Origin of the sequence: Rhodoferax sp. BLA1 (genome assembly GCF_013416775.1) — a bacterium.
In the GTDB taxonomy this organism is placed as follows: Bacteria; Pseudomonadota; Gammaproteobacteria; order Burkholderiales; family Burkholderiaceae_C; genus Rhodoferax.
Genome location: NZ_SZVI01000001.1, coordinates 526,415 through 545,493, shown reverse-complemented (window position 1 = coordinate 545,493; position 19,079 = coordinate 526,415). Strand labels below are relative to the sequence as shown.

16 protein-coding genes are annotated in these 19,079 nt (G+C 58.2%); 6 read left to right on the top strand and 10 right to left on the bottom strand.

Translation table 11 applies throughout. The features are described from left to right. Positions 1–82 precede the first annotated feature (82 nt). A complete protein-coding gene (locus FDG13_RS02670) occupies positions 83–478 on the bottom strand; it encodes a hypothetical protein (protein ID WP_180125239.1) in 396 nt (131 codons plus the stop codon). Positions 479–537: 59 nt separating this feature from the next. Between FDG13_RS02670 and FDG13_RS02665 the strand changes: the two genes are divergently transcribed. Continuing rightward, the gene (locus tag FDG13_RS02665; RefSeq protein WP_180125238.1) at positions 538–798 is read left to right on the top strand and encodes a helix-turn-helix transcriptional regulator; all 261 of its coding nucleotides are present in this window, start codon (positions 538–540) and stop codon (positions 796–798) included. A 92-nt stretch (positions 799–890) separates the two neighbouring features. Here the strand turns inward: FDG13_RS02665 and FDG13_RS02660 are convergent, their stop codons facing one another. From FDG13_RS02660 to FDG13_RS02635, 6 genes are all read right to left on the bottom strand, one after another. Further along, complete coding sequence (locus FDG13_RS02660; protein WP_180125237.1) at positions 891–1,316, bottom strand: hypothetical protein; 426 nt, start codon at positions 1,314–1,316, stop codon at positions 891–893. Next, complete coding sequence (locus FDG13_RS02655) at positions 1,309–3,150, bottom strand: hypothetical protein (RefSeq protein WP_218942582.1); 1,842 nt, start codon at positions 3,148–3,150, stop codon at positions 1,309–1,311. The genes FDG13_RS02660 and FDG13_RS02655 overlap by 8 nt, the downstream gene beginning before the upstream one ends. 194 nt (positions 3,151–3,344) lie before the next feature. After that, the gene (locus FDG13_RS02650) at positions 3,345–4,946 is read right to left on the bottom strand and encodes a site-specific integrase (RefSeq protein WP_218942581.1); all 1,602 of its coding nucleotides are present in this window, start codon (positions 4,944–4,946) and stop codon (positions 3,345–3,347) included. Beyond that, positions 4,939–6,165: a site-specific integrase gene (locus tag FDG13_RS02645; protein WP_180125235.1), complete on the bottom strand. Its 1,227-nt coding sequence runs from the start codon at positions 6,163–6,165 to the stop codon at positions 4,939–4,941. Before FDG13_RS02645 ends, FDG13_RS02650 begins: the two co-directional genes overlap by 8 nt. A 201-nt stretch (positions 6,166–6,366) precedes the next feature. After that, a complete protein-coding gene (ssb, locus tag FDG13_RS02640) occupies positions 6,367–6,894 on the bottom strand; it encodes a single-stranded DNA-binding protein (protein ID WP_180125234.1) in 528 nt (175 codons plus the stop codon). Between the two features lie 54 nt (positions 6,895–6,948). Beyond that, positions 6,949–8,178 carry an MFS transporter gene (locus tag FDG13_RS02635; RefSeq protein ID WP_180125233.1) on the bottom strand — a complete coding sequence of 410 codons (1,230 nt, stop codon included), beginning with the start codon at positions 8,176–8,178 and terminating at the stop codon, positions 6,949–6,951. A gap of 341 nt (positions 8,179–8,519) precedes the next feature. Between FDG13_RS02635 and FDG13_RS02630 the strand changes: the two genes are divergently transcribed. The 3 genes from FDG13_RS02630 to FDG13_RS02620 all read left to right on the top strand — a co-directional run bounded on the left by FDG13_RS02630 (position 8,520) and on the right by FDG13_RS02620 (position 13,747). Then, entirely contained in the window at positions 8,520–8,804 is a 285-nt protein-coding gene (locus FDG13_RS02630) for a CC/Se motif family (seleno)protein (protein WP_143541644.1), read from the top strand. A 109-nt stretch (positions 8,805–8,913) separates the two neighbouring features. Beyond that, positions 8,914–10,485 (top strand): diguanylate cyclase, encoded by a 1,572-nt coding sequence (locus FDG13_RS02625; RefSeq protein ID WP_180125232.1) that lies wholly within the window; start codon positions 8,914–8,916, stop codon positions 10,483–10,485. A gap of 127 nt (positions 10,486–10,612) precedes the next feature. Further along, positions 10,613–13,747, top strand: coding sequence for an excinuclease ABC subunit UvrA (locus tag FDG13_RS02620; protein ID WP_180125231.1), 3,135 nt, complete (start codon positions 10,613–10,615; stop codon positions 13,745–13,747). 16 nt (positions 13,748–13,763) lie between these two features. Here FDG13_RS02620 and FDG13_RS02615 read toward each other — a convergent pair whose 3' ends face one another. The 3 genes from FDG13_RS02615 to FDG13_RS02605 are packed head-to-tail and all read right to left on the bottom strand — an operon-like array spanning position 13,764 to position 14,784. Next, positions 13,764–14,099: a YqjK family protein gene (locus FDG13_RS02615; protein WP_180125230.1), complete on the bottom strand. Its 336-nt coding sequence runs from the start codon at positions 14,097–14,099 to the stop codon at positions 13,764–13,766. After that, entirely contained in the window at positions 14,080–14,448 is a 369-nt protein-coding gene (locus tag FDG13_RS02610; RefSeq protein ID WP_180125229.1) for a phage holin family protein, read from the bottom strand. The genes FDG13_RS02615 and FDG13_RS02610 overlap by 20 nt, the downstream gene beginning before the upstream one ends. 15 nt (positions 14,449–14,463) lie before the next feature. Further along, positions 14,464–14,784, bottom strand: a complete 321-nt coding sequence (locus FDG13_RS02605; RefSeq protein WP_180125228.1) for a YqjD family protein — start codon at positions 14,782–14,784, stop codon at positions 14,464–14,466. A 226-nt stretch (positions 14,785–15,010) separates the two neighbouring features. Here FDG13_RS02605 and FDG13_RS02600 point away from each other — a divergent pair, with 226 nt between their 5' ends. Beyond that, positions 15,011–16,963 carry an acyl CoA:acetate/3-ketoacid CoA transferase gene (locus FDG13_RS02600; RefSeq protein WP_180125227.1) on the top strand — a complete coding sequence of 651 codons (1,953 nt, stop codon included), beginning with the start codon at positions 15,011–15,013 and terminating at the stop codon, positions 16,961–16,963. 188 nt (positions 16,964–17,151) lie between these two features. After that, a complete protein-coding gene (locus tag FDG13_RS02595; RefSeq protein WP_180125226.1) occupies positions 17,152–19,074 on the top strand; it encodes a methyl-accepting chemotaxis protein in 1,923 nt (640 codons plus the stop codon). Positions 19,075–19,079 lie beyond the last annotated feature (5 nt).

The window sequence follows — 19,079 nt, the reverse complement described above, 5'->3', positions numbered from 1 at the left end:
AAACTGAGCCAGCAGGCATTCGTGCAGCGTCGAACTGGAAACTGAAAATTGGCGTTGAAAGTGGATGAAGTTCAATGTGAACTTAGCAGGAAGTCGCCAGATCACCTCGAATCTCAGTCATCAAGTCAATCGCGTCGAGCTGACATGGCATCTTTAGCGAGCGGGACACTAATTCCCGCTCGATGTAATACATGTATCTCTGCAACCAATGCCGCAAGCGTTCCTCAGTCATTTGCAAGGTCGGGTTGCCTTTGAGGTTGGTCGCTAGGTTGGACATCAGGTGCAAGATCAGATACATAGGGCCAGCAATGGGTGGTTTGATACTGTCGTCCACCGTTGCGGAAAGTTCAATCAGTCGCAGATCTCTGGCGATTTGAAGAAGGATCACATCATCAAGGTTGGACGGAAGTGCTGCGTCTGCTGAACGCGATTCAATGGCTTTGGCGACGAGGGATAGATCAGTTTTTGGAATTTTCATAATGCAAATGCTACTTTAAGTCTGTAGACTTAAAAGCATCATACCAAGAAGCTACCTGCATGAAAAAGCAGGTGAAGACTTCCTTGTCCGCGAGAGCGCGGCTAGCCAAAAACTTAAGACTATTGCGTGCGCGAGACGGGTTGTCGCAGGAGACCTTGGCAGACTTGGCTGAACTGCACCGGACATATGTGGGTTCAGTCGAACGTTCCGAGCGAAACGTGTCGCTAGACAATATAGAAAAACTGGCGTTGGCGTTGAATGTCGATATCTGTGATTTACTGTCGGATTCACTTTTCCCAAATCAGGGCCGAGCCAGTTGACGATTTCCGATTGCCATCCACAGAACTGATCTGACAGCATTTCCGCGTTGTAGAAGACATGCAACGCAAAAACCTGTTAGCTTGACTCAGCTTTATTTGGGAATATTGGCATCCTCTGTCCGCTCTCGGTCAATGCGAGGGAGGTCTTCGTTCAATTGATGCCCTTTAACGCCACGCTTATACGCGTTGTACTGCCATTTCACAAACTGCTCTAGTAACGCATCATTTCTCGATCTCAAATCGTCGTTCTCCGACTGTAGTCGGGCGATTCTTTGAGCCGCCGCAGCCAAACTACTGGGCATCGCCGTTCTCGGTCCATGAATCTTCAGTCCACTTTTCTTGGCATCATAGGTAGCCTTGATTGTTGCGTGAGCATTCAACGTCTGCCGGGTTGGCGTGCTTCCAATGACGTTGGATGCAGCTTCGCAAATACCCTGCCAAGTCAGCTTCTCGGTGGGCCAGCCAATAATTATGTCGACGATGGCATCGATATCCCTAGGTCGCAGATGCTTAGCCAAGACGGCCTCCCAACATCTCCTTCATATCAGACAGAAGAGCCGCATTGGGCATATCCCGCGCTAAAGCGTCTATAGCCTTCATTCTGATGACTCGCCGTAAGTGACTGAAATCTTTGCCGTCGCGCAGCTTAATTTGTGCCCCGTCTTCAACCTCAGGATTTTCCAGAATTTCGATCAATTGACGCAAGCGATCCACAGTTTTCTGATGGTATTCAAACCAACGATCGGCGCCGGAATAGCCTTCAGCCAATGCAAGTCTGGCCGAGGCGTAGTCTCGTTCAACCTGAGTCAAACGCTCTCTGATACGTGTCAAACGGTTGGCATTGTCTGGTCCTGAGCACTTAATGCACACATGCTCTTCACAGTTAAGGCAGTCGCGAAATTTATCGCAGGGCGACATGATGAAGTCGTGGCTGCACACACCCCACGGGCTGACATGCATCGCACCGCGCTCCATCAAGTTGACATCCTGAGTTGTCACCGGAACATGTCGGCTGACTTCACCTTGAGGACCAAAGAGCGTGAGCGTGGTATCCAAGGTTTCGGCTTTTGCAACCATCTCCCACTCGCTCATGTGGTTGTAGACGCGGTTGTGCTTCTGTTCCGCACGACCAGCCCACTTGGCGAGTTGTTCTTGCGAAAGTCCACCTCGATTGGCAAGCGTATTGAGTAGATGGCGTGCTTGATGTGATGTCAACTTAATCGGTTGACCTCTCCCGTTTTTGTATCCATAACGATCGAATATGCTCTTATGGTTTCCGAGCGATTCACGCGGGGAAAGTGTATTGTTGAAAACGTCAGGAGAGGGTGCCCAGAGAACTACAGGGCTGGTTCCGCGTTGATCACCGATGAGATTGCGAGTCATACAGAAAAGGGCTTCACTGTACTTAATTCGCTTTTTTTCATTTAACCAAGGATGCGTCTGTGGTTGATTCATCAAAGTTCTTTGCCACAGACTGTTCAACGTATGCACGTTGTCTTTTTGTGCCAGTTTGATCTGGTAGAGGCTAGTTGTGCAGGCCTTGCGTGTATGTCTCGCAAGACCTAAGAATGCGCATGCTTGAAAAATGGTCAGCGGATCGTCATCTGCCACATCAGGGCAGTCAGAGTGTCTATAAGGTTTTTCTGGATTCGTTTCAAGCCACTTTGCGAGCTTTCTCGGTTCATCGGTTAGCGCTCGAATTCGCCGGATAGCCTCCTTTGCGATGGGAACCATTACCTCTGGAATCCATTTAATGTCTCCTTCGAAGCCCTTAGCGGAGTAGAAACGCCAACCGTATTGAATATCGCCTTTCGAGTCGGGTTCTTCGACTTCGCAATCCACAGGCAACTCCATAATCTCGGATATGCGTGACGGGGCACACATGGTCATCGCAAAGGTACTGGAAGTGAAGTTGTCCTTGGGATTGGTCGGCTCGTTCGCGAAAATCTCTGCAAGAGCGCCCGTAGCCTCAGGGCTTGGTAACTTCCTGTCTTGGATAGCCTTTGCCTTGCTGCCGGTTTGGATGGTGATGTCACGAGCCTTCTTGATTGGACTTCTCCAAGTACTCAGCCCATTTGCAATCAACTGTCGTTCCGAAATAAAGCGAGCTAGTCTCTCAATTTCTCGCCCGCACTGATAGTCCGCACCGGGTGAGTAGTGGCCCCTGGCTATCACTGCAGCCTCGTCGAGAACTGCAAAGTTAATGCGGGCTACATCGGCCAACTCGTTGGCTTGAAGTAACGCTGCTTCAATCACGCGCAGAGCCTTGGATTCATTCTTTGTCTCCGTTGGCTTGTGCCCCTGTTGATAGCGAAAGTAGGCCTTGGCAAAGTCTATGAACCCATCATTCATTCGATCCGACTCTTGATACCCTCGGCCATGTGCGCCTAACTTTGTGAAATTCATTGCACCAGGCCAACTAACGTCAGACCAATTCAGCTCAGAGCCAAAAGTCGTCAAGTCCTCTCGACACATGCGAATGAACTCGTTTAGATTTTCGGAAGCTACTAGTTCGGACCTCGGCGCAAAGTGTTTGAGATCAGCCATCATTTGCCTGCTTTCTTGGCCATTTTTGCTAGTTCAGCGCGACGGATGTGGCATCGCTGGATGACATCGACTACAGCAAATATGGTTCGATCATTCACCGCAGCGACCACAACATCGCCGGTTATGTGCTCTACTTGTTCTCGTTCCGCCAGCAAGTCTGCAAGAACCTCTTCATGAGGCCCTTCCAACCAAGGTTGGAAGTGTTGGCACGTGTAACAAGGAATCGGTACGTTGGCCCCACAAAAACCGTACTGTCCACAAGTCGCCGTGTTTTTGCCCTTGAACTTGATCCGACTGGCCAGGTCGTCGCCTCGCTTTGCATCGGATTCACGGTCCACCAGAACCCCTTGAAACGCTTGTGCGTAAGGAGCAAGCTGCAGGGCCATCGCCTTGTTCAAAGCCCGCGCGTGCTCAGGTACGTTTTGTGTATAAACATCCACGTTTTGGGTATCCGTGTGATCTAGGAGCTCTGCGATCACCATTTGCCCAAATCCTTCCCTCGCCGCTCGAGTGCCCTTGGTGTACCGAAAGCGCGTCGCGACAAGCTCAATGAGCTCGCCCGTTCGCTCTGACGTAATCCCCGCAGCCTTAACAACCATCTTTACCGTCGCAGTCACATCGTCAGACTGCAAATGAAGGTTATCTGTTGCAAGCAGCGAACGAAGCGAGTTCACCGATTCAATGCCATCAAACGCCGCCAAGTCGGGAAATAAGGGCAACGCCACTCGGTCCGCCTCTTGAAGTTCGTACCCCAACAACCGTTCAACTGACGAAATTGCATATTTACGCTGTGCGCTAAGTACAGTCCAAAGTTCCAGTGTCATCGCAAAGGTCTTGAAGCTGTCCCGGAACACTTCGCCACGCTGCTTGGCACGAGGAATGTGGATGAGGAACATCGGTTCACCCTTCTTATTTACCTTGGTTCCGTCTAGGTCGCAAATTTTCGTATGGGTGAGCTGCTTTGGACGCCGCCCCGTATGGCTCAACAGCAAACAGATTGCCAATTCGCTCAACTCAATTTTGGCTTGCTCAAATGCGCGGATTACGCCCTCATTGAAAGCCAACAATTCATTGTCTGTAAGTGGCCCTTCAGTTGGATCAAGTCGCTTGACCGCATCGCCCTTGATATTTCCTCTTAGCGTCCAGCTTTCCAACAGATCAATGACATCCTCCCCAACACCTGAATAGCCAAGGTCGTGCCACTTGTATAAGAATCCGCGAACGGTGGCCAGCTTCCATTCCGTTTGGCGACTAAGTTTTGCACGCCAGTTCAGTAAAGCAATAGTGTCAATTTTCTTTGGCTTGGTATCTCGTAGCATTACTAGAAACGATTCGAAGATGTTCCTTGTATGGGCTGCAGAAAGTGTTACGGCATAGTAGACAAGAGTTGAGATGAATCCATTTTTAGCTTCGGCCGGCAAGAACTCGAATATCTTAGAAATATAGACGTCATTGTTTTTGTCCAACTTCCAAATGGGCTCGCATTCATCAAACCAATATCCAGCTCTCGACTGATATCGCTTGTAGCCCTGATTCGCAACAGGATGGATTGTTTCACCCTCTGACTGTTGGTTGGCGTCTGATCCACTCCTCTCAATCATTCTGCAAATTCTCCGGTACTCTTGCTATGCCATCTTGCAACTTGAGACCCGCCTCAATCGCCTTCTCGCGCGTGAATCGCTTGGTGTAGGTTGCTGCAGTACCTGAGTCTGGTTTCCAACCCTGCAGGTAGGAGCGCTGGCTTTCCTGCTCCTCTGGTGTTGGCGCGTCCATCTTGGTGTCCATGTACTCTGAATACCGGTTGTTCCATGTATGGCGCAGTTCATGGGCATGCAGACTAGATAGGCTCGGATCGGCCTCCGCCACCATGTTGATCACTTTGACCAATGTCGACCGTGACATGGCCTGTCCCTGCGTTGGGCCTGCCTTGTGTGTCACCAACAAATACTCACGCTTCCTTGCGCCTGGGACCTTTCGGCGGAAGTGAATCACATAGTTGTGAATCGCCTGAACAAGCGTGTCTTTGAGTGGTATTCGCCGATCCAGTGTCTTCACCAAGGGTTGCCTGCGCCGTGGGTCGTCTTTCTCATCCGCTCGCCGTGCAATGACAATCTGATTGTTCAACCAATCAATGTCAGACACCCTGATGTTGAGCAACTCACCACTGCGAATACCCAGGTGCAATAGCAATAAGATCAATAGCTGGTTGCGGACCTGTGTGGCCTCGTCCTCAAAAGGATTTCGCTCGGAGCCAGGTCGAACGATATCAAGAAGGGCGACCTCTTGTTCGTGAGTAAGTCCCTTTTCTCTACCCACTTGATTGCGGCCTTTATTGGAAGGCCTCCGTGACTCAAACCCTTTTTTCATATCGGCGATATCTTGCGAGGTCTTGCGATCACCAGTACGCTCCAACAAGATTGTCGCCAACCATGCCGCATACTTGGCAATGTGTGTAAGGCGCTTGTATTCGCTCGTAAGCCCGATCTTACGAGTTGGCTTCTGCTTCACTCTGGAAGTGATGGATCTTACTTTTTCAAGTGAGTCGGTACGTCTCTTGCCAAAATCCTGCTGACAATAGTCACGGATCGCATCCATTTCACCATGGAGAAAAAACTCCCGCTTCAAAAAGCGGTCAGTCAAATCAATTCCGCGCTCATCACAAAAACTCTGCAGAACGTTGATGCCGGATAAAGCCGCTTCCATCATAGCTACCGACTTGGAATGGTTTCTCACCTGTGTCGTCACGAACAGGTTCGGGTAGAACAATGGCATCCCGGTTGCCTTATCAATCAACAGACAATAGCGTTCGCCGCTTTGCATCACAAAGCTCTTGATTTGGAACTTCCTGAATAGCATTGAAAACGCAATTATCTTGATGAATCAATACAGTTCTTAAGGTAACACATTCAGGATTAGTATTCAATGCAACTTTACATAATTTTTTGATCCTCAAATGAAAAAAGCCCTGCTATTGCAGGGCTTTTTGGGGAGAAAATTTACACTAATGGTCTTAGGTATAAATTAAAACGGAATATCGTCATCCATGTCATCAAAGCCACTGGCTGGGCGGCTTGGGGCCGGGGCGGGTGCCGGGCGTGGTGCTGGGGCGCTGGGGCGTGGGGCACTGGGACGTGGGGCCGGTGCCGGGCGGCTGTTGTAATTGTCGCCAGCATCGCCGCCGTAGCCATCGTCTTCACCCGCAGGGCCACCCATGCCTTCGCGGCCACCGAGCAGCTGCATTTCATTGGCAATGATGTCGGTGGCGTATTTTTCCTGGCCGTCCTTGTCGGTGTATTTGCGGGTCTTGATGCGACCTTCCACATACACCGGGCGGCCTTTTTTGAGGTACTGGCTGGCGATTTCGGCCAAGCGGCCAAAAAAGGTCACGCGGTGCCATTCGGTTTCTTCGACCATTTCGCCGGATTTGTTCTTGTAGCGGCTGCTGGTGGCGATGGTGACGTTGGCCACCGGGTCACCGCTGGGCAAATAACGCACTTCCGGGTCACGGCCCAAATTACCCACCAAAATCACTTTGTTTACCGAGGCCATAGTTTGCTTTCCATATTGAGAGTCAGGCTACGCTGCCTGAAAACGCGCACTTTATCAGGCTTTGTGCGCCAACTCCACTGGCCTGGCTGGGGGAACTCGCATTGGCCAGGCCAGCCCCAACCACAGCGTCATCAAGACACCACAGCCGGTAAACAGGGCGTGCGGCCCGCCCCATTGCATGGCCCAGCCCCCCAGCAGCCCACCGGCAAAAAAACCAATTGACTGCATGGTGTTGTAGACCCCGATGGCCGCACCGCGTGCGCTCAGTGGTGCCAGCCTGGACACCATGCTGGGTAGGCAGGCTTCCAGCACATTGAACCCATAGAAGAACAAAAACAGTAGCAATCCGATCAGGTAGATAGAGGGTTGGATGCCAATTTGCCACCATAAACCCAGCTGCACCAGCGCCATCAGCGCCACGGCGGTCAAAAACGCGGCACGCACATAACCACGCTTCTCGAGCTGAAAAAAGCTGCCACCCATCACCACAAATGAGCCGACCAGCACCGGCAAATAGACCTGCCAATGCTGCGACTGGGGCAAACCGGCCTCCACCAGCATCGACGGCACCGCCAGCCACATGGCGAGCTGCACCCCGTGCATCACAAAACCGCCGTAGTTGAGCCGCAGCAGCTCGGGCAGGCGCAGCACATCCAGCACCCGGCCCTCTTGTTGGTAGCGGTGCTGCAACGGTTCGGGCGGCACCCACCACAGCACCGCCGCGATGCCCATCAATGACAGCAGCGCCGTCAGCGCAAAGATCGCGACCAGCCCGCCCCAAGCCGCCAGCACCGGCGCCACCACCAACGACAGCGCAAAGGTGAGCCCCATGCTGGCGCCCAGCAAAGCCATTGACTTGGTGCGCACGCCGTCCCGCGTCAGGTCGGCCAGCAAGGCGGTGACCGCCGCCGACACCGCCCCTGCACCCTGCAGCGCTCGCCCTACCGACAGCCACAGCAGTGACGGCGCCAGCGCCGCCACCGTGCTGCCTGCCGCAAACACCAGCAGCCCGACGATGATCACCGGCTTGCGGCCAAAACGGTCCGAGGCCAGGCCATAGACAAACTGCAGCGCCGCCTGCGTCAGGCCATAAATCCCCAGTGTCAGCCCGATCAGGCTGGTGTTGTCACCGCCGGGGTACTGCGCGGCCTCGCGGGCAAACACCGGCACCACCATGAACAGGCCCAGCATGCGCAGGCCAAAAATCGACGCCAGAGACAAGTTGGCACGCCATTCAGCACGTGTCAAAGCGCTGGAGGCGGTGGGTGACAAGGTGGGTGGCATGTTGGGGTGGCAGGGTCAGCTTGGTTTGAAACATCATGCGCCTGCCAGGGCAAGCCATGGCGCGGCATTGTCACGGATCTTTGCCCGCGTCACCAGACGAACTTGGCCTGTCAGTGCGTCAGCTGGTGGGAGCCGCCGCAACCGTTCGCAACGTCTAGATAACCGCACAAGCGTGGCGGCTTGCCGCTGGCAGAAAGATGGCCACTCAAGGCCACGGCCTGTCTAAGATGACCCCTTTACAGACCGGAACCAGCCTCGCGCTTCTGGTCTGCCATCGGTGTCGGGCGTGTTGCCACACAGTCACGCTGCCCGGACAATCACCCGTATTTGACATGAAGACCATGCTGACCCTTTCAAAAGACGCCCTCGAACTCATTGCCGAACGCAGGCAGTCTGTTGTCATTGATGTGCCGCAAACTGTGCACGGTTGCTGCATCGAAATCACGCCCTGCCCCAGCGTGCGTTTGGGCAAACCACGCGTCCCTGATCAGCACAGCTTGCAGCAGATCCAGGGTGCCGATGTCTTTGTGCCACACGATTTTCCCAGCATGCTGCCGCTGTCGATTCGTGCGAGGAAAGTGCTGGGCAGAAAGTTCCTGGCCATTGACGGCTGGAAACTGGTGTGAGCGTGGGCCGGGGTCAGCGCGACTGAAGCGCCAACCCGATGTCACTATCATCGCGGATTTACATAAGTTTCTGGCGCCACCATTCTTGGCGCGCCGCGGTGGACACAGCATGCTGATCGACATCCCCACGATGTTCCTGGTGAACATCGCCTTGTGCCTGACACTGGCGATCTCCATCGGCTGGGTCGCGGCGAACGAGGGCCATGATGGACTGCGGCCCCTCATTTTTGCGCTGACGCTGCAAGCGTTGGCTTACGTCCTGTACGCCTTGCGGGGGCGTATTCCCGACTTTTTGTCGATTTTTGTCGCCAACATGGCCGTCACTGGCAGTTATGCCCTGGTGGCTCTGGCGCTCGCCCAGTTTCAGCATCGTCGGCTGTCGCTGCTTTTGCTGTGGCTACCGATGTTGGTGTTTGCGCTGGGCCTCGGGGCTTTCTTCCCAAATATTGTGATCCGCATTGCCATCTCCAGTGTGGTGTACGGTGTCCAGGACCTGATTCTGCTGTGGCTGCTGCTTGACGGCGCCAAGCGGACAGTTGGTCGCGGCCAGCACCTGCTCATGGCGGGGGTCACCCTCAACCTCTTGACCATGGTCTACCGTGCCTGGATGGCTCTCACGGACGAGCACCTGGTCGCGCACATCACCGATCCGGGCACATCCCAGACGCTGGTGTACCTCTCGGCCTTTGTGTCCCTCACGCTGGTGGCCATCGGTTTTGTCCTGATGGCCAAGGAAGCCGCCGATGAAAAAACGCGGCTGATGGCGATGACCGACAAGCTGACCGGTTGCTGGAACCGTTTTCGCATCGAAGAGACCGCGCAGTACGAGATGCTGCGCCTGCAGCGTTACGCCACGCCGGTGTCGCTGATTCTGATCGACATCGACCACTTCAAGGATGTCAACGACACCTATGGCCATGCGGTGGGTGACCTGATCCTGCAGGAGGTTGCGGCAACCGCGCAGGTCTGCATCCGCAACACCGACGTGTTGGGTCGCTGGGGTGGCGAGGAATTTGTGGTGCTGCTACCCGCCAGCGGCTTTTCGGCCGCAGCGGACAGCGCCGAACGCATACGCCGCGCCATCGAAACCAGTGTCTATGGTGAGGGCCACAAGGTCACCGCCAGTTTTGGTTTTGCCTCCTACCGCTCGACCGACAGTTGGGACGAATGGTTACAACGTGCCGATCAGGCGCTGTACCAGGCCAAAGCGCAGGGGCGCAACCGGGTTGTTGCTGAACTGCCCTTGCTGCCAGCCAGCGCGTCTTCACCCCAGGGCACCGAATTGCTGCGCCTGGTCTGGCGTGAGGTGTATGCCCTGGGTCACACCACCATCGATGCCCAGCACCGCCAACTGTTTGACGCTGCCAATACCCTGATCGACGCTATGGTGAGTGGTGCTACCAAGGACACCATCGCCGCGAAGATCGACGCCTTTGTGGCCCTCTCGGCACAACACATGCAGGACGAAGAGGTCATCTTGGCCCGCTCGGACTTCCCCGGGTGCGCCGCCCACGCGGCGCGGCATCAGCAACTGCTGGCGCGCGCTCAACTGCTGCGTGCGCGTTATGCCCGCGACCAGCTCGACACCACAGAGTTGTTGCACTTTGTGGTGTTTGAGTTCACCGCGCAGCACCTGCTGATCGAGGACCGCAAGTTCGCCGCTTACCTCGGTGGCCACTGAGCCGGGCGCAGGGCCCTGGGCAGCCCGCTCTGATCCAGCACACCGCCAGAGACGGGCGAGCCAGACTTCACTATCATGGCGGGTTTCCTGGTGCATCTTCACCAGCATTTTTTGAGCAGCTACCGCTTTGAACACACCTGAAGATGGCAAGTACCTTGCCAAGGCCCTGCAGCACCAGCACATCAGCATCCGTGGTGCGCGCACGCACAACCTGAAAAACATCGACCTCGACATCCCGCGCAACCAGCTGGTGGTGATCACCGGCCTCTCCGGCTCGGGCAAGTCCAGCCTGGCGTTTGACACACTGTATGCCGAGGGCCAGCGCCGTTATGTGGAAAGCCTGTCCACCTACGCACGCCAGTTTTTGCAGCTGATGGACAAACCCGATGTGGACATGATCGAGGGCCTGTCGCCCGCCATCAGCATCGAACAAAAAGCCACCAGCCACAACCCGCGCTCCACCGTGGGCACGGTGACCGAAATCCACGACTACCTGCGCCTGTTGTTTGCCCGCGCGGGCACACCGTATTGCCCGGACCACCAGCTGCCGTTGCAGTCCCAAACCGTGAGCCAGATGGTCGACACCACGCTGGCGCTGCCCGAAGGCACCCGGCTGATGGTGCTGGCGCCGCTGGCGCGTGAGAAGAAGGGTGAGTTCCTCGAGGTGTTTGCCGACATGCAGGCGCAAGGTTATGTGCGCTTCAGGATCAACGGTCTGGCCTATGAGTTTGATCAGTTGCCCGCGCTGAAAAAGACCGAAAAACACGACATCGACGTGGTGATCGACCGCATCAAGGTGCGCTACGCCCCCCCACCCAGCGCCCTGGTAAGTGATGCCGAGGCGGGTGACGAACCCGAGATTGATGCGGCGGTGCAAGCCGCCCACGCCGACTATGCCGCGCTCAAACAGCGCCTGGCCGAGAGTTTCGAGGCCGCGCTGCGGCTCGCCAATGGCCGCGCCATTGTTCTCGAAATGGATAGCGCTCAGCCCTTATCTGATAAGGGCTACAAGCCAAAAGAGCATGTATTCAACGCCAAGTTCGCCTGCCCGGTCTGCAATTATTCGATTGCCGAACTGGAGCCGCGGCTGTTTTCGTTCAACTCACCGGTGGGCGCCTGCCCGAGTTGTGACGGTCTGGGCCAGCAGGAGTTTTTTGACCCGACCCGGGTCGTCGCCTTCCCGACTTTGAGCCTGGCCAGCGGCGCCATCAAGGGCTGGGACCGGCGCAACGCCTACTACTTTGCGATGCTGGAGAGCCTGGCGGCGCACTACAAGTTTGACATTGACCAGGCGTTTGAGGACCTGCCCCCCCATGTGCAGCAGGCGGTGCTGCAGGGCTCGGGTGAGGAAGAGATCAAGTTTGCCTACACCCTCGATTCAGGCGCTAACGCTGGCAAAAAGCTCAACAAAAAACACCCGTTCGAGGGCATCATCCCCAATATGCAGCGGCGTTACCACGAGACCGACTCGTCGGTGGTGCGCGAAGACCTGGCGCGTTATAAAAGCACCCAGCCCTGCCCGGTGTGTGCTGGCAGCCGCCTGCGCACCGAGGCACGCCATGTCAAGATTGGTGAGGGTGCACAAGCCCGTGCCATTTTTGAACTGAGCCACCAGACCCTGGCCGAGTGTTTTGCCTACTTCAGCAGCCTGAGCATGACCGGCGCCAAGGGCGACATTGCCGCCAAGGTGGTGCGCGAAATCAGCCTGCGCCTGAAGTTCCTCAACGACGTGGGCCTGACCTACCTGAGCCTGGACCGCAGCGCCGAAACGCTCAGCGGTGGTGAGAGCCAGCGCATCCGCCTGGCCAGCCAGATCGGCTCGGGTTTGACCGGTGTCATGTATGTGCTCGACGAGCCCAGCATCGGCCTGCACCAGCGCGACAACGACCGGCTGATCGACACCCTGAAACACCTGCGCGACATTGGCAACAGCGTGCTGGTGGTCGAGCATGACGAAGACATGATGCGTGCCGCCGACCACATCATCGACCTCGGCCCCGGCGCTGGTGTACACGGCGGGCGTGTCATGGCGCAGGGCAGCTTTGATGAAGTCAAGGCCAACCCCCAGTCGCTGACCGGCCAGTACCTGGCGCACACTCTGAAAATTGAGGTGCCAGTGCAGCGCACCGCTTGGCTGCCGACCCAGGCTCCCAAAGCCTTCAACGCTGGCAAACCCAGCCGTTTTGCGCCCAGCCCGGCGGCACAACGGCGCGCCGAACGTGAGGCGCAACACAACGCCACGCTGGGTGATTTGCAGGCGCTCAAAGTCATTGGCGCGAGCGGCCACAACCTGAAAAACGTCGACGTCGCCTTTCCGGTCGGGCTGTTCACCTGCGTCACCGGTGTCTCGGGCTCGGGCAAGTCGACCCTTGTCAACGACACCCTTTACAAAGCGGTGGCTCGCACCATCTACCGCGCACATGACGAGCCGTCCGAACACAGCAGCATCGAAGGCATCGAGTATTTCGACAAAGTCATCAACGTCGACCAGTCCCCGATTGGCCGCACACCTCGCTCCAATCCGGCCACCTACACCGGCTTGTTCACCCCGATCCGTGAGCTGATGGCCGAGGTGCCGACCGCACGCGAACGTGGTTATGGCCCGGGGCGCTTCAGTTTCAATGTCAGCCAGGCCAGCGGCGGCGGGCGTTGTGAAGCCTGCGAGGGCGACGGCATGGTCAAAGTCGAGATGCATTTCCTGCCCGATGTGTACGTGCCTTGCGACGTGTGTCTGGGCAAACGCTACAACCGCGAAACCCTGGAAGTGCTCTACAAAGGTAAAAACATCGCGCAGATCCTGGACCTCACCGTCGAAGCCGCGCACGAGTTCTTCAAGGCCGTGCCCACCATCGAGCGCAAGTTGCACACCCTGCTGGACGTGGGCCTGAGTTACATCCGCCTGGGCCAAGCCGCCACCACCTTGTCGGGTGGCGAGGCTCAGCGCGTCAAACTGGCACTCGAATTGTCCAAACGCGATACCGGGCGCACCCTCTACATCCTCGACGAACCCACCACCGGCCTGCACTTTGCCGACATCAAGCTGCTGCTGCAGGTGTTGCACCAGTTACGCGACGCGGGCAACACCATCGTAGTGATCGAACACAACCTGGACGTGATCAAAACCGCCGACTGGTTGATTGACATGGGCCCCGAGGGTGGTAGTGGTGGTGGCACCGTGGTGGGTGTGGGCACGCCCGAGACTCTGGCGGCCAACCCGGCCAGCCACACCGGGCGGTATTTGCGCCACCTGCTGGTGCCTTAAACCACCCCTGCAGTCGTTACAGACGAAACCACCGTGTCGCCAAGGCCCACAGCTCCGGTGGCACGGACGCACGCAGCCTGCGCACATACCGCCACAACACCACGCCGCGCAAACCCCACGCCAGTGCGCGTCGGGGCTTGAGCAGCAGCACCGCCAGCGCACCGAGCGCCAACAACCAAGGCCGGGCACTGAGGTAGTCCACGCCAATGCGCCAGCGCGTCATCAGGCGCTGACTGGTCACTTGCGCGTCCTGCAAAGGCTGCAGCTGCTGCGCCAACGTGCTGCGCTGATGGGCAATACGCTCGATCAGGCGGCCCCGCTCGAACGCGAGTTCAGCGAGGCTTGTCTTCATGCCCGGCCGCCTCGCGCAATTGGCGCACATCTTCTTGCAGCTCAGCCAGGCTGGCCGCAAACACCGGCTCGGCCTGCGCCTGCAAACCCACCAGCCGGGCATACAACCAAGCGGACAAACCCACAAACACCAGGCTGACCAGCGCCAGCACCGTCAGGCGGGACTCCCACCACAGCACCAAGGCCAGGCCCATCAGCATCACCACCGCCAGGCCCAGGCAAAACAGCAGGGCCAACAGCAAAGCAAGCTGCTGCAGCACCAGGTGTTTTTGGACCGCTAACTCATTGCCCAGCAAGGCCAGGCGCGTTTGCGCTGCGGCCAACAGGGAACTGGCGACATCTTTTATCACGGGCCGGGCACCCGATCAGCGGCGGCTCACAATCGCGCCGATCAAAAACCCGACACCCGCAGCAATACCCACCGCCACCCAGGGTGACTCATGCACATAGGCATCGGTGGCACGCGCGGCTGCCTTGGTTTTGGCCACCAGAAGCGCTTCGGCCTCGACCAGGCGCGCCTTGGCGTCATGCAAGCGCGCTTGCACCCGTGCACGCAAGCTGTCCATTTTTTCGCCGACCTGGCCAGCGGTGGCCGACAACACGTCCTCGGCATCGGCAATCACAGCCTTGATGTCATTGACGGTTTGTTGTTGTTTCAGAGCAGCGGCTTCATTCACATGTGACATGGTGTTCTCCTGCTAGGGTCAAAAAACCAGCGGATCAGGCGCTGGCTGCCGCTGATGACCATAGCACATCGAGCCAGTGAAAACCAGCCACCAGACAGGCCAAGCAGGCACCTGCGCCACGGCAGACGCTCGGCAGTAGACTGCTGGCACAAACCCCTATGGCGCTGACATTTGCTGCGGCCACCTGGTCAGTTGTCAGCACGGGGACTTTTTGGAGGGGACGCGCATGCATAACCGACTTGATGAATTCCAGGCCGCCAGTGCGCGACGCAACAAGGTGGTCAGCGCGGCCGAGGCGGTGCGCCTGATCCACGATGGCGACACCGTGGCCACCGGCGGCTTTGTGGGCATCGGTTTTGCCGAAGAGATTGCGGTGGCGCTGGAGCAACGTTTTTTGTTGGCGCAGGCTGATACCGGCCAGGGTGCGCCGCAAAACCTGACCCTGATCTACGCCGCCGGTCAGGGCGACGGCCAACAGCGCGGGCTCAACCACCTGGCCCACCTGGGGCTGGTGACACGGGTGATTGGCGGGCACTGGGGCCTGGTGCCCAAGTTGCAGCAGCTGGCCATGGCCAACCAGATCGAGGCCTACAACCTGCCCCAAGGCGTGATCACCCACCTGTTTCGCGACATCGCGGCGGGCAAACCCGGCACGCTGACCCATGTCGGGCTCGACACCTTTGTCGACCCGGTCCACGGTGGCGGCAAGGTCAACGCACGCACCACGGTCGACCTGGTGCAGCGCATGAGCATCGACGGGCGCGACTATCTGTTTTACAAGGCGCTGCCCATCCAGGTGGGCATCATCCGCGCCACCACCGCCGACCCCGATGGCAACCTGAGCATGGAGCGCGAAGCCCTCACACTCGAAGCGCTGGCGATTGCCATGGCCGCGCGCAACAGCGGCGGCATCGTGATTGCGCAGGTGGAGCGCCTGGCCGAGCGCAACACCCTGCACCCGCGCAGCGTCAAGGTGCCCGGTGTGCTGGTGGACGCGGTGGTGGTGGCCAGCGACCCGGCCTACCACATGCAGACCTTTGTCGAGGCCTACAACCCGGCCTATTCGGGCGAAATCCGGGTGCCGCTGGATCACATGGCGCCCATGCCCCTGAACGAGCGCAAGGTGATTGCCCGCCGCGCCGCGCTGGAGCTGCGCCCCAACAGTGTGGTGAATCTTGGCATTGGTATGCCCGAGGGCGTGGCCACCGTTGCCGCTGAAGAGAAGGTGTTTGACCTGCTGACCCTGACCGCCGAGCCCGGCGTGATTGGTGGTGTACCCGCCGGTGGCCTGAGTTTTGGCGCTGCCATCAACGCCCAGGCCATCATTGACCAGCCCAACCAGTTCGACTTTTACGACGGCGGCGGGCTTGACATTGCCTTTCTCGGGCTGGCACAAGCTGACGCACAAGGCAACCTGAATGTCAGCAAATTTGGTGGGCGGCTGTCGGGGGCCGGTGGCTTCATCAACATCAGCCAGAACGCCAAAAAAGTGGTGTTTGTTGGCAGCTTCACCGCCGGTGAGCTGGTGACCCATGTGGCCGAAGGTCGTCTGCAGATCGAGGGTGAAGGCACACAACGCAAATTTGTGCCCCAGGTGGAACACCGTACGTTCAGCGCACGCGAGGCCATCCGGCGCGGTCAGCAGGTGCTGTATGTGACCGAGCGCTGTGTGCTGCGCCTGATCGGCAGTGTCGAGGCACCCGCGCTGGAGCTGATCGAGATCGCGCCAGGTGTGGACCTGCAGCGCGATGTGCTGGGGCAGATGGACTTCAGTCCCGCCATCAGCCCGCATCTGAAACTGATGGACGCCAGCTTGTTCCACCCCGAGCCGCTGGGCCTGCGTGAGCGCCTGCTGAGCACACCGCTGGCCCAGCGCCTGGAACTCAATGTCGAGCAGCGGCTGCTGTTCATCAACTTTGAAGGTTTGTCCATCGACAGCCTGGATGACATCAGCGAGATCGAGGCCCAGGTGACCGACTTGCTGGCGCCACTGGGCCAACGTGTGGCGGTGGTGGTGAACTACGACAATTTCAGCATCCCGCCGACGCTGCTCGATGCCTACGCCAGCATGGTGCAGGGGCTGTCCGAGCGTTTTTACAGCCAGGTCACGCGTTACGGCAGCGGTGGTTTTTTGAAAGCCCAGCTGGCGCTGGACAAGCCCGCTGTACCGCCCGACTGAGCGGCTGTTGCGCCCTTTTGATGGGGTGATGTGATGTGTTTTTAATAGCGCTTGGTCCTTTATATATAAGGGCTAAAGGCTAATTTGTTGCTTACCCCACATCAAGCGCAGTCCTGCTGGCGCATTGGGCAGCTTGTCCGTATGATGCGTCGAGAAGACCGTCACACACCGCACTTCAGGAGACCCCTATGCCGCTGCTGCAACACATGAAGCTCGCCCACAAGTTCCTGATCCTGGGGCTGGTGGCCCTGGTGATGGTGGCCATACCGACGGGTTTGTACTTCAAGCGTTCCTTCTCCGACATCCAGGTGGCGCAGCGTGAGCTGCTGGGCACCGGCCCGCTGGTGGCGCTCAACAAGGTGATCCAGCTCAGCCAGACCCACCGCGGCATGTCGGCCAGCATGCTCAATGGCAACGAGGAACTGGCCGCCCGCCGCCCGGCCCTGCGCGACAAGCTCAATGCTGCCATCAGCGCCATGGAGGGTGAATTCACCACCGCTGGCGTTTCGCCCGCTTTACAGAAGCGCTGGGCAGAACTCAAACAAGGCTGGACCACGTTGGAGCAAAGTGTGGCGGGCCGCAGCATCCCCGCCGCCGAGAGCACCCAGCGCCACACCCAGATCGTCACCAGCCAGCTGCAACTCGGTGAAGAACTGCTGGACGAATTTGGCCTGAGCCTGGAGCCCCACCCCGACACCTCCGCGCTGATCCGCGCCACCATGGCCGACATGCCCTGGCTGGCTGAGAACTTGGGGCTGATGCGCGCCCTGGGCAGCGGCTTCCTGACCCAGGCCAACGCCCCGCCCGAAGGCCGAGCCACGCTGCGTGCCCTGAACAAACGCGCCCTGGAGTTGCAGGCCAGCATGTTCCGCCAGGTGGCGCTGGCCACCCAGGCCAACCCGCGCCTGCACAGCGCGCTGGATGCCGCCGCCAAAAGCAGCAACGCCGCCGTCGAGAAAACCCTGGCGCTGGCCAACGATGGCGTCATCAATGCCACCGAGCTGACGCTGCCTGCGGTGAACTACTTTGACACCTTCACCCAGACCATTGACGGCCTGTTTGCCTTCAACAGCCTGGCCATGCAGACCATGGTGGCTGAGCTCCAGGCCCGCCTGCAGACCGAATACCGCATCCTGGCTGCCGTGGCGTTGTTGCAACTCAGCGGCCTGCTGGCTGCTCTGTGGTTGTCCTGGCTCTTTATTCGCAGCATCACCGAACCGGTGAACCAGGCGCTGGAGGTGGCCCATGCGGTGTCCCAGGGTGACCTGCGGGTCAAGGTGCTGTCGCACGGCGACAACGAACTCGGCCAGCTGATGCAGGCACTGGCCAGCATGCGTGACAAGCTGGCTCATGTGGTGCAGCAGGTGCGCCAGGGCTCCGAGGCGGTGGCCACCGCCAGTGTCGAGATTGCCCAGGGCGACAACGACCTCTCCAGCCGCACCGAGTCTCAGGCCAGCGCGCTGGAGCAAACCTCGGCCAGCATGGAAGAGCTGGGTGCCGCCGTCCAGCAAAACGCGGTCAGTGCACAACGCGCCAACCAGCTGGCACAAGCTGCCAGCGCCGTGGCGGTGAAGGGGGGTGACGTGGTGGGCCAGGTGGTGCACACCATGAAAGACATCAACGAGTCGTCGCAGCGTATTGCCGACATCATCGGTGTGATCGACGGCATCGCCTTTCAGACCAACATCCTGGCGCTCAATGCAGCGGTGGAAGCGGCGCGCGCCGGTGAGCAGGGCCGGGGCTTTGCGGTGGTGGCCAGTGAAGTGCGCTCCTTGGCCGGGCGCAGCGCCGAGGCTGCCAAAGAGATCAAAGGCCTGATCAGCGCCAGTGTGCAGCGCGTGGAACACGGTACGCAGCTGGTCGATCAGGCCGGCAGCACCATGGACGAGGTGGTGGCCAGCATCCGCGAGGTGAGCCAGATCGTGGGGGAAATCAGTAGCTCCAGCAAAGAGCAGGCCGACGGTGTGGCCCAGGTGGTGGAAGCCGTCGCCCAGATGGACAAAACCACCCAGCAAAACGCGGCCCTGGTGGAAGAAATTGCCGCCGCCGCCACCAGCCTGAGCCAGCAGTCTCAGGGTCTGGTGGAAACGGTTTCGGTCTTCAAGTTATAAGCCTT

Bases quoted from the DNA above. Each gene is read 5' to 3' on its own strand.
- FDG13_RS02670 (WP_180125239.1), bottom strand. From the start codon at position 478: ATGAAAATTCCAAAAACTGATCTATCCCTCGTCGCCAAAGCCATTGAA.
- FDG13_RS02665 (WP_180125238.1), top strand. From the start codon at position 538: ATGAAAAAGCAGGTGAAGACTTCCTTGTCCGCGAGAGCGCGGCTAGCC.
- FDG13_RS02655 (WP_218942582.1), bottom strand. From the start codon at position 3,150: ATGAATGATGGGTTCATAGACTTTGCCAAGGCCTACTTTCGCTATCAA.
- FDG13_RS02650 (WP_218942581.1), bottom strand. From the start codon at position 4,946: ATGATTGAGAGGAGTGGATCAGACGCCAACCAACAGTCAGAGGGTGAA.
- FDG13_RS02645 (WP_180125235.1), bottom strand. From the start codon at position 6,165: ATGCAAAGCGGCGAACGCTATTGTCTGTTGATTGATAAGGCAACCGGG.
- ssb (WP_180125234.1), bottom strand. From the start codon at position 6,894: ATGGCCTCGGTAAACAAAGTGATTTTGGTGGGTAATTTGGGCCGTGAC.
- FDG13_RS02635 (WP_180125233.1), bottom strand. From the start codon at position 8,178: ATGCCACCCACCTTGTCACCCACCGCCTCCAGCGCTTTGACACGTGCT.
- FDG13_RS02630 (WP_143541644.1), top strand. From the start codon at position 8,520: ATGCTGACCCTTTCAAAAGACGCCCTCGAACTCATTGCCGAACGCAGG.
- FDG13_RS02625 (WP_180125232.1), top strand. From the start codon at position 8,914: ATGCTGATCGACATCCCCACGATGTTCCTGGTGAACATCGCCTTGTGC.
- FDG13_RS02615 (WP_180125230.1), bottom strand. From the start codon at position 14,099: ATGAAGACAAGCCTCGCTGAACTCGCGTTCGAGCGGGGCCGCCTGATC.
- FDG13_RS02605 (WP_180125228.1), bottom strand. From the start codon at position 14,784: ATGTCACATGTGAATGAAGCCGCTGCTCTGAAACAACAACAAACCGTC.
- FDG13_RS02600 (WP_180125227.1), top strand. From the start codon at position 15,011: ATGCATAACCGACTTGATGAATTCCAGGCCGCCAGTGCGCGACGCAAC.
- FDG13_RS02595 (WP_180125226.1), top strand. From the start codon at position 17,152: ATGCCGCTGCTGCAACACATGAAGCTCGCCCACAAGTTCCTGATCCTG.